We start from the raw sequence: 10,298 nt of genomic DNA on the forward strand, positions 1-10,298 counted from the left end.
TGAAGCAGTAGTAGGCAGAGGCAGGGAGAGAATGCTTTCTTCTCTCTAAAACAATAAATCTAAAAACTCTTCTTAGTTGAGATAATACCTTACAACTAACAGCCTAACCCTTACAATAAGGGTTGTTCAACTAAAATTTAAGCTCTGTAATTTTTGTACTTAAAAGGTTCGAATAAACTAAAAGAGGAGCTGCTTTCTTTTACGCTTTTACCTTTCCTTGAACTTAATCACATGTCTATGCGCAAGGGCACATATCCCTATCCTCTGTATAAGGAGCTACAAATCGGATGATTTCTTACCCTACCTTAAATATACTTTTGTGCAAATTACTTTAAAGGTCGTGTTTTATTTTATTCGAAATGCTTTTATGGAAAGGCTTATTGCGCTAAGAGCAAGGAAAAAAAACGTATAAGGTTCCAGTGATAATGAAGAACTTATCGATGAAGTTTATAATCTTATCTTATTTAATTTCTACTAAATCACCATCAAGCACTATAGGATATTCAGTCGTTTGAAAAAAGGATTTTATTTTTTCAGAGCTTGAGGAGCGAATAAATTGAGATTTCTGCATAAAGCAAACATGGAAAAATTGTGATTTATTGATAATGTCTTTTATCAGATAAGAGGATGAGAGGGATGATAAAAGGGCATTTCTCTCAATATCGTAACGTGAATCAATAAACAATAAAACGCCAACACCGTTCTCAAATTGATTGATTATAATGAGTTGAATATCTGTAGCCGAGAGAGTGCAACCTTGAAGATTTAAGACATTTGTAAAATCGTGTACAGAAATTGAAGTTCCCATAATATTATAAAAAGTTGGTGTTCTTCCTTTCAGGTGTAAGGTATGGCCATGATAGCCACAATCGCATGATTGATCATATGCAATATGAACAACATCACCTGTGGCGTGTTCAAGTAATGGTGCATCTTCAGGATAAAAAACAGAGACAATTAATTCATCATTTTCAGGATTTGACTTTACTTGAATGTGATCATAAAGATGATAAATGTCACCATCAATCTTGGAACACTGGAATCCTATTGGACCAGTTTCTTGGGTGGTAAAGCTAAGAGGTTTAATATCTAATTCAAGGATTATGTCTTTTATTTTCGACACAGATTCAGCTTGAAAGGCTTCTCCAAGATAGAATAGGTTTTTTAGAGTTTTTAATTTTTGCTTCCGAGATATTGTAATAAGTTTATCCGCAAAACTTGGCAGGCATATGATGGTATCGATAGAAAATTCTTCGATAGCTGAACTCAAAGTCTCAAGATCAACCATAGAGGCAAATGGATAATATGTTACTTTGAGCAGTCTACAAATTTCATGTGCAAATAAAAATCCCCCCCATAATCCTCCAGCTGTGAGACAATTTGCAACGGCGTTTACAGAGCAATCTTTAAAGACAGTTTCGAGCTTCTTTGCCGCAGAGTGTGTTACAAACTCATAATTGAGCCATTTATGGCGAAGTGTTTTGGGCACCCTTGTTGTGCCCCCAGTAGCAAAAATTATATGTGACATTGAAGTTCCTTATTTTTTTTAGTTTGCATGAGGCAAAGGCAAGAAGCAAAGGCGGAGATACCAACAATCATGCAAAAGGTGAAAGCGATGTGATTGTTGAAATGGCTGATGATCCATCCACTTGTCCATGAGCCGGCAGCTTGGCCAATATTTGAAATAACAAGAATATAACTAAAAAGAACACTGGCAGAGAGGGATGTAGTTGTTTTCCCTGCTTGATAGTATATTTCTGGAACCATGACAGATTCATAGACACTGTAGGCAATTAACGCAGTCACAGCGGTAAAGACGCCACCCATGAGGAAAAATGCAGCGAAACTTCCCATAAGCCATAATAGGTAGAAAGTTGATTTATCAGAAAGGCTGAGATGTTTATTGATTATTCCTTGCCAGATACAAATACTGATGCCAACAATTGAAAAGAAAATTCCACTATAAGGGGCGAGATTTCTGTCAAATTTACTGAGAAGTGTTGTGGTGGTGATGAAAATTCCCATGAGGAATGTACAAAGCAAAGCCGTGACCAGCAAATAAGCAATAGAACGATTATGTATTATTGTTTTTAAAGAAGAAAGAAAAGGATTCTTTATTTTTTTATTCTTTTCAAGAGATAATGTTTTATGTGGGTAATGATAAACAATTTGAATGGATAGAACACAAAGATACAAACCAATGAGTGCAAAAAAAACCATTAAGAAGGTCGATGCGTTGTATTTTATAGCACTTGTTGCAACAAGAGGGGCGATAACGACAGCAGCATTTTGAAAAAAAGAATAGAGAGTTAATGCGCGCTTAAGAGCATTTTTATTCAGATGTTCTGATAAAATTTCTCTCAAAAATGGCTTTGAAATTGCTTTCGAAAAAGCCATTAAGGTAAAAAAGATCAACCATGCAGAAGGTGTGAGCGATAGGATAATGCACACAAAAGCGCTACTCCTTAAAATAAAGGCGGTAGCCATTAAGAGTTTACGCGAAAATCTTTCTAATAAACCCGTTGTGGTTACCATGAGAATGCTTTCAAGGATTACTGATCCAGCGAGATAAAAAGCGACATTGGCAGCAGTTATGAGAGAAGAGTTTCCAAGCAGAGGGAGTACAAAGAAAAAGGAAAATTCAGAAAGAAAAACTGTGCTATAGATGAAAAAAGTTATTTTATTTTTGCCCATGGAATTTCCATAGAAGTGTCGTTAAATGATCAAATACATTTTGTTGTATCTCTTGAGGAAGTTTTGTCAGCCCTGTTTCTGCTGTGCACATTTCGTTGAAATAGTATCCTTCTTGATTCACCAGCCAGTCCACTGCAAGAATATTGTTTTTTGTTTTTTCTACGATGTTTTTAGAAATACCGAGCATTTCAGGATAGAATTTTTTCTTGCCATATGCGGTTATAAAAGCTGCTTCAGTAAGAATCGTATTTTTGCCGCCGCGTGCAACATTTCCAATATAACCGTCTCCTTGAGGTGTGCGAAATTTCACAAAACAGAGTTTTCCTGATATGAAGAAAAATCTTACATCCTGTGCATCCTTTACAAAAGGCATTAAAAAATATTCAGAAGAAGAAGTTGAAATCAGATTTCCTATACTCATTGCATGTTGTAATCCATCTGATTTAATGACACCAAATCCCATTCCTGAGCTAACGGGTTTGAAAATGAAAGATTTATATTCTGATGAAACAAAAGATGTGATTGTAGGTACTGTTTGTTTATGATAGCCACACATCGTGAATGGAAGCACTGGAGCTCCTAGCTTACGTGCTAATGCCATTTGTGCAATCTTATCCCACTCAAGATTTTCTATGCCATAAATGCATTCGTTAAGAAGGTGTGTACCACTTATCCTAAAATAATTTCTTAATGTGAGACTGATGGCTCTTGCTTGTGGGTTTAGATCTGCTTTGGATAAAATATATGCAGAATGATCTGGATTCAGTGGAATACCTTGATATAAAAAAATAAATTCATCTGCATGATTTGCTTTGATAAGGCAGTCTTCTAATTTTAAAAACTGGAATTTGATGCCTCTTTTATTAAATTCTTCTGTATATTCTGAATAGGAATATTCTATATCTTGTGCGTTGGCATATTCTTCTTGCGCAACAATCCAATAAAGTTCCATTGCTAAATCCTTTTCATGACGATATTTGATGGAGAGAAAATATTTTAATTATTTCATCGACTTTGAGAATGTATAAAGCCGCTAACGATTGATATTGGTGTTGAGTGCGTTTCTTTATTATTTTAGCCATGAGCTGATTAAAACGGTCTTGTGGTTTTAGTTGCGTTTGCATGATTTAGAAGAAATCTTTTCTATGTGTTGGTTTCAAAGCCATAGGCTTTAATTGTAATATTGCGGACGCATTTTTATAAGCTGTTATGATCTCAGTAAGCAGAGGAAAGCTCTGTCAATTCATTCATATTTGCTGCAAATGTTTCGAGGTCATGTTTAGTGTGTGCTGCTGATATCGCTACGCGAATAATGCTTTTCTTTTTAGCCACTGTTGGATACATTGCCGCTGTAACCAAAAAACCGCGCTTTCTTAAATTATATGAGGCACTTATCGCTTTGTCTTCAGCACCCATAAAGATAGATCTAATGGGACTTAGCGGTTCCTGTACCTCAATGTTGGAGACTCTTTGATCAAAATAAGAAATATTTTTATGCAGTTCACGTTGAAGTTGGTTAATTTCTTGTGAAAGATGAATATCTGCAGAAGCAAGGCAAGCTGCTATTCCTGGGAGAGAAGGTGGGCCACTAAAAATATAATTAAGCGCATATTTCTTAATAAACGATGCAGCTTCTTTGTTGCTAAATGATGCTGAACCACCATGAGAGCCAAATGCTTTTGACAAAGAAGAAATTAAAATAAGATTCTCTTCGTATTTTTCTAATAAATGAAGTGTATAACCACAGCCGTTTTTTCCTATGATTGAGGTGCCATGTGCATCATCCGCATAATAATATCCACCGTAGAGTTTTGCTAATTTGGTTAATTTTTTAACGTCATTTGCTCCTCCCATAGAACCGAGAGAGTCAGATATCAAAACAGGCGTTCTATTTTGTAATTCACTTTCCTGTAGTTTTTTCTCTAGTGTTGCAATATCTTTAAATGGGATTCTTATATAATTTCCAAATTGTTCAAGTATACCACGTAAAATTTGCACTGATGCGTGCGTTTCTTTATCGATAATCCATACAACACCATTTGCTGTTATAGGATATCCTGGAAGTTCTCCTGAACCTAATATGGGCATAACTGCAAGATGGGTTGCACCTACGGAATTAAATATGACAGAGTGGGAATCAAGAAAAATGGTGTTTAGCTTTAACTCAAGCTCATCAAATAATATACATTTCGCACGCGTTCGCGCAGCTGCATATTGCACACCAAATCTCTCTACGGAAGACTTTACAGCATCACTTAACGCTGGATGACGTTCTAGCCCTAGATACGAACATGACATAAAATCAATATAAGTCTTTCCTGATTTAGCAACAATACCGCGCCCTGATGTTCGTGCAACAATCGTAAGGTCATTGAGACCTTGATTCCATATCTTCTCCTGATGATTTTGACTATTTCTAATCCTATTTGATAACCAATTGGCATCCCGCATTCTTGTTCTTCCCCATTGCATCTCTTGCGAAGAGAGCACGCTAATCTCATCTCCATAGATTGTCAACATATGAATGGGATGAATGATTTTGTAACCTTTTAATGAAATTATATTTTTTTAGTGGAAGGTTATTCATTCTCTTGAAATAGAGAAGAAAAACGATAGAGTTCGCTAATCATTTTTCAAATCTCTTTTAGCGCATGCGTTGATATTTGCCTCCATGGCGTTGTAAAAAACCTCTCTCAACAAGAGTGCGTCGTAATCGGGCAAAGTCTATCGTAAAGAGGTTGCATATCTTGGAAACTTCCGTTTCGCTATAGATTTTGTCCTTCTGAAAGGCTTCACCAATTTTTGATAGCATCTCTTCTGTTTCTAAATGGCGGTCGCTTAAATTTTCCCTATTCCGCTCATGTTTATTTTCTAGCATTTTCCACACTGTCTCTTCGGCTTGAAATCCTTCTGTTGTGTTGTGAATAAGTCCGAGATTCAAAAGGCGATTGATGGATTTGTGAATGTTTTTGGCATCTGAATCGACATGTTTGAGGATATCAGTAAGATTTTTTGCACCAAGGATAATGGCGGCATAAACAGTACGCAGTGTCGGTGAGGTCATGGCAGAGATCAGTGAATTGCGTGTGCTGCGTTTGTGAAGGGTTTCTTTCCCCATGGGCAAAAGATCATTGCGAATGGGAATTTCATTGATTTCTATGAGTTCTGCTTGGAGCGATTGTGCGCGTACAATTTGTTCGGCTGGGGTGCGTTTGCGAATAATCCCCAGACCACTTTGGCGATATTTGTGGTTTTCGGGGAGTGTTAAAGCTTCATAGGAGCCATCAAGCCGGTAGAGAATTTCTTCCCACAAAGGAGTTCTGACGCGTCGAACCCGCTGTTCGCCATTGAGAGCAATTGTTGTTGTTATGGTTGGTTCATGTAGACAAAGATAACCACCCGCGGTGATGTGTTCCCAAAGGGTTATAACAAATCGCACATCATCTGCGGGAGTACCAGCATCAAGCCAAGCAAAATCTATTGGTCCCCAAGATTTGAGCGTTTCATCATCAAGAGAGAAAAAATTCTCATGGATAAATGTTACAGTATCTTTTTCAATACCGCCTTGAAGCAGTTCTTGCCATGCTTCTTCGGCTGATTGACCTTCGACTGTAAAATCATCAATGGTGATAAGCCGAGGTTCGTAATTCTCAAGGATTCCTGAAGGATCAAGCAAAGCTGTGCGCTCTTCCCAGGTGGAAGATTCTAAAAGTTTTTTATCTTGTTGCCATGCTTGTTTTGCTTTTTGCAGTGCTTTAGCAATCAAGCGCGTACTATCACCAGCACCGATTTCAATGACTGTGCGCGGTCTTGCCATTTGAATAAGCGCATAAATGAGCTGTGCACTATTTTCTGTTCCCATGCCAGGTCTTATCAGCTGCATCTTTTTATCCTTATAATTTTACCAATCGTAGCATTCCTGCTTTTATAAAAAACTTTATTGAATCCTCTAGCGGATATTGAATACGTATTGGTGTGGTGGCTTGCTTCAAGAGATGTTTTGTTTTTTCATGAAGCCGGATTGTACGCCCATTGAGTTGATTAATGGCAAGACTGCCAAGAGAAGAATCTATGATAATACATGTTGGCTCTCGTAAAAGAGCGGTTGCATCATTTTCTGAAAATGCTTTTTGATCTGTTTCGATGAGACCGTGTCGTAAAAGTGATATCAAAAGACTTCCAGAGGCAAGAAGAGTACCATTGAATTGTATTTCCCTCAGTGATTGGACAAGGCAGCCTTCACGAAGTGCTTCAAATGTGGGAAAGTCGAATCCGCCAAATGCCGCTCCTTTTGTAGAAACAATGGTGATGGGTTGTATTTGCCGTTTGCCAATGAGTGCTGGTTTGTTTTTTATTATTTGTACATCTTTTGCCCATTGAACGCGTGATAAAGGATTGAGTTCACTTGGGTAGACAGCGAAAGAATTGATGGCTATGGGCGGCGTTGGTTTTTGCAATTCAAGTGTGTGGGAGCTCTCATGACAATCATGTCGCATATAGTCTGCCAGTTGCCACACATAGCCGCCTGTTCCATTGTAAAAGTTTAAGCCTATAGGATCTTGTTGCATGATGTTAAACCGGTTTCTATTTTGCTATAAACTAAATTTTGGGAATGGTTGTTAGCTCTTCCACACTCAAGAGTGGTTCATCAAAGTCTTATTGGTTGGTGTGGGGTTGTATGGGAGATACAACGATTTTATCGAGGGGTGATTGTCATGTCCTTTTGGGGTGTATGGTTTGCTTGAGAGCAAAGATAGCAAAGTCCGTTAACCATTATCATATTCCTTTTTTTTGTACGGCACTGTTCAAGATAAAACCTAATATGCCTGCGATCATTGTGGCGATGCTGATGATAAGGAGTGTGTATTGGGTGTGGTGCACTTTTACAAAACCTGCACTGATAAAACCAATGCACACGGCTGTTTGTAGGATGAAAATATAGGCGGGCATTTGACTGTTTCGTTGTTCTTTCTGGATGGCTTTCATCATAAAACTTGCCATTAGAGCATTTTGCACGCCGTTAGCACCTCCACGGATGAAAGATGATAACATCATCAACCATATGATATGTGTTAGGGATAAACAAAAAATTCCAAAGCCAATGGTTGCGGCAGCTAGTGATGCTCCCGCTGCATTACCAAGGCGGTGGAGAAGGCTGGAGAAGCAAAGTGGACCAACCACGAGTCCGAGGCTCGACATACTTGCAATCATTCCATAGACTTCTCCGCGTAAGTTTAGTTCAGTGCGTATACGAACAATCAGCAATACGCTTAGAGTGGAGGTAAGGATGATGGTGATGATGAGGGGAGAAAGAGCATAGACCACATTTTTTTTACGCAAGAGGACTCTTAGGTCTAGCCCTTTTTTGCTTTGCTGTGTTGTGTTTGTTGTTTGCGTATGTATTTTTAAACTTTTAAAACAGAAGAGAGTGATAAAGGCTGCACAGAGAACCATGATGGAAAGTGCAAAGAGCCCTTTTTGCCCGTTTGATATTCCATACAACACGCCCCCTAACAGTGGTCCTGCAATATAGCCAAGATTACGAACTGTTTGGAGAATGCGGTTGATGCGATCTAGTTGGTGATCATTGTTGACCAATTCAGGCACAGTAACAAGCATAGCAGACCAAAAGAGTGAACCAGCACAGCCCAGTGCAAAAGAAAGGGCAATATAAAGCCAAAACTGGTTGGCGATTGCAGCTATAGCTACGAATATTGCTTGAAATAATAAAATAATGGGCACTGTTCGTGCAGGTTTGAAGTGATGCAAAAGATGCGGAGCAATAGGTCCCGCACAAATTGCTCCGATAAATCCTGCTAACAGAAGCATTGAAATGGAGGATGTGTTTTTTGCTAAGTTTAGAATAAGTGTGACTTGAGTGGTTTCATCAGCAAAACTGCTCAAGCCTAAAACGAAGAAAAGCCCTGTTTTGGACAAAATTATGGATTTTTTCTTTGTCACAATGCTCCCCAAGATGCCAAGGCTTTTACGGCTTTTAAAATTTCCTGCTGTGCATATTTATATGGGGTATCATTTAATTTTACTAGATCTAGTTTTTTTCCTGATGAAAGTTGAGAAAGGAAATGCTCTAGATGAGAGCTATATTCAAAGCTTGCACAATGTCCGTTTGCTGCGATGAGCAGTTCTTTTGTTTCAGTTAAGGGCACCCATTGCAGGGTTGCAGGTGGGCGAAGAGTGATTCCATTTTCAATTTCGGAGACGCCAACAAGGGGGCGACCGATGCATAAACGTGAACTTGTATCACAAATTAATTGAGAAACCAGCATATGGCGTTTTAAGGTACCATTTGCGATGGCGGAGTTTAGTGCAGAGTGTTGAAAAGCATTATCAGGGTTTAAATTTGCTCTTCCTGATGCGCGGATATCATGTCGCGTTCGATCATCAAGATGGAGTAAATGCGTGACATAATTTTTATGATGTTGTGCATCGTGTGCTGTTTCCCAAAAAGCAATATTGATATTTGCTGCGATATTTTTTCCAGTTTCAGCAACGTGGAAAGCATCATGGGGAAAGTAGGCAACACGGTCTGTACGGTTTTGCAGCGCAATTGCTGTTAATTTATGCGCTTCATATTCAGGATATTTTAGCCCTTGGAGGTCTTCTCGTGTACTGGGCCATGCAAACATTGTTTTGCCATCCTGTAGAGTAAAACCAAAATTATGAGCGTGATCCACATGTATCCCAACATGGGTGGAGGAATATCGGCCGATGAAGCAGTCAATATCTACGCGTCCACCAGGCCTAAAACCTAAAGAATGAGCTAATTGATCTGAAAACTGTTTTGCCACATCCCATAGAACAGGGGTTGCAGCGTATAATCCATAATACATGACCGCCCATTCTTGTCCTTCGGCATATTGGTCAACGCGGGCAGTATATTCTTCTATAGTTCTATCCGTATCTAAAACAAGAAAGTTTGAAAGAGTACGTGGACTCCGCACTCCATTAACCACTGTTACTACTTCGGATTTAGGATTAAGAGCTAAGAGTTTATGAGGATGTAGAGCGTATTGTCTTAAAGCATTCAAAACATCCCTTTCACCGAAAGGGATGTGTGAAATTGATAATTCAGCTGCTTGCTTAGCCCAAATCTTTTGAGAAAAGCTCTCTGAAAATAACTGAAACATGCACTTAAATATACTTAATTTTAAAGTTAGATATGTAAATAGATCTGTATCAACAATACATTATTAAACTTCTAACGAACCATTCACATCAAGCTCATTTTGACAAATTTGAGTATCGTTACGCTGTGCATACTTATCAAGCATTATAGTTGGCACAACTTCATCAGCAGCCAATTCAATAACATTTTTTACTTTATTAAGTGAAATATTCATATATTTCCCCCCTTATAGTTGATAGAAAAACAATGATGACCAAAATAAAAAAACTACCACTTATTTCCTCTTAATATGGATTTTATTTTTGTCAAATGTTATGTTGATTGCAAAGAGCATTTTAAATAAGAGGGCTGAATTTTAGAGTGATTAAGAAGAATTTACAAAAAAAGCTGCACTATGCGTGCAGCTTTTTATGTATTTGCTTTAAAGGTAGACAGGTAGATGTTTTAAAGCATGAAA

Annotated in this window: 9 protein-coding genes; all 9 read right to left on the reverse strand. The window is 38.2% G+C overall.

The features are described from left to right. Nucleotides 1-460: 460 nt before the first annotated feature. Complete coding sequence (locus ACFIQC_RS08540) at nt 461-1,528, reverse strand: hypothetical protein (RefSeq protein ID WP_375707026.1); 1,068 nt, start codon at nt 1,526-1,528, stop codon at nt 461-463. Then, a complete protein-coding gene (locus ACFIQC_RS08545; protein WP_375668009.1) occupies nt 1,516-2,694 on the reverse strand; it encodes an MFS transporter in 1,179 nt (392 codons plus the stop codon). Before ACFIQC_RS08545 ends, ACFIQC_RS08540 begins: the two co-directional genes overlap by 13 nt. After that, a complete protein-coding gene (locus ACFIQC_RS08550) occupies nt 2,681-3,646 on the reverse strand; it encodes a RimK family alpha-L-glutamate ligase (protein ID WP_375667556.1) in 966 nt (321 codons plus the stop codon). The genes ACFIQC_RS08545 and ACFIQC_RS08550 overlap by 14 nt, the downstream gene beginning before the upstream one ends. A 263-nt stretch (nt 3,647-3,909) precedes the next feature. After that, nucleotides 3,910-5,145, reverse strand: coding sequence for an aminotransferase class I/II-fold pyridoxal phosphate-dependent enzyme (locus ACFIQC_RS08555; RefSeq protein WP_375674220.1), 1,236 nt, complete (start codon nt 5,143-5,145; stop codon nt 3,910-3,912). 193 nt (nt 5,146-5,338) lie between these two features. After that, complete coding sequence (locus ACFIQC_RS08560; RefSeq protein WP_375702955.1) at nt 5,339-6,577, reverse strand: DUF2087 domain-containing protein; 1,239 nt, start codon at nt 6,575-6,577, stop codon at nt 5,339-5,341. Nucleotides 6,578-6,587: 10 nt separating this feature from the next. Beyond that, the gene (locus ACFIQC_RS08565; RefSeq protein WP_375621763.1) at nt 6,588-7,262 is read right to left on the reverse strand and encodes a hypothetical protein; all 675 of its coding nucleotides are present in this window, start codon (nt 7,260-7,262) and stop codon (nt 6,588-6,590) included. Nucleotides 7,263-7,470: 208 nt separating this feature from the next. After that, entirely contained in the window at nt 7,471-8,655 is a 1,185-nt protein-coding gene (locus ACFIQC_RS08570) for an MFS transporter (protein ID WP_375707027.1), read from the reverse strand. After that, a complete protein-coding gene (locus ACFIQC_RS08575) occupies nt 8,652-9,842 on the reverse strand; it encodes a hypothetical protein (RefSeq protein ID WP_375621765.1) in 1,191 nt (396 codons plus the stop codon). The genes ACFIQC_RS08570 and ACFIQC_RS08575 overlap by 4 nt, the downstream gene beginning before the upstream one ends. A gap of 63 nt (nt 9,843-9,905) precedes the next feature. Further along, complete coding sequence (locus tag ACFIQC_RS08580; RefSeq protein WP_375612575.1) at nt 9,906-10,055, reverse strand: hypothetical protein; 150 nt, start codon at nt 10,053-10,055, stop codon at nt 9,906-9,908. Nucleotides 10,056-10,298: the final 243 nt, after the last annotated feature.

Origin of the sequence: Bartonella sp. AA126HLJHH, from assembly GCF_042197425.1 — a bacterium.
Classification (GTDB): Bacteria; Pseudomonadota; Alphaproteobacteria; order Rhizobiales; family Rhizobiaceae; genus Bartonella.

Excerpts from the sequence above, each read along its gene's own strand:
- ACFIQC_RS08540 (WP_375707026.1), bottom strand. The coding sequence starts at position 1,528 with ATGTCACATATAATTTTTGCTACTGGGGGCACAACAAGGGTGCCCAAA.
- ACFIQC_RS08545 (WP_375668009.1), bottom strand. The coding sequence starts at position 2,694 with ATGGGCAAAAATAAAATAACTTTTTTCATCTATAGCACAGTTTTTCTT.
- ACFIQC_RS08550 (WP_375667556.1), bottom strand. The coding sequence starts at position 3,646 with ATGGAACTTTATTGGATTGTTGCGCAAGAAGAATATGCCAACGCACAA.
- ACFIQC_RS08555 (WP_375674220.1), bottom strand. The coding sequence starts at position 5,145 with ATGCGGGATGCCAATTGGTTATCAAATAGGATTAGAAATAGTCAAAAT.
- ACFIQC_RS08560 (WP_375702955.1), bottom strand. The coding sequence starts at position 6,577 with ATGCAGCTGATAAGACCTGGCATGGGAACAGAAAATAGTGCACAGCTC.
- ACFIQC_RS08565 (WP_375621763.1), bottom strand. The coding sequence starts at position 7,262 with ATGCAACAAGATCCTATAGGCTTAAACTTTTACAATGGAACAGGCGGC.
- ACFIQC_RS08575 (WP_375621765.1), bottom strand. The coding sequence starts at position 9,842 with ATGTTTCAGTTATTTTCAGAGAGCTTTTCTCAAAAGATTTGGGCTAAG.
- ACFIQC_RS08580 (WP_375612575.1), bottom strand. The coding sequence starts at position 10,055 with ATGAATATTTCACTTAATAAAGTAAAAAATGTTATTGAATTGGCTGCT.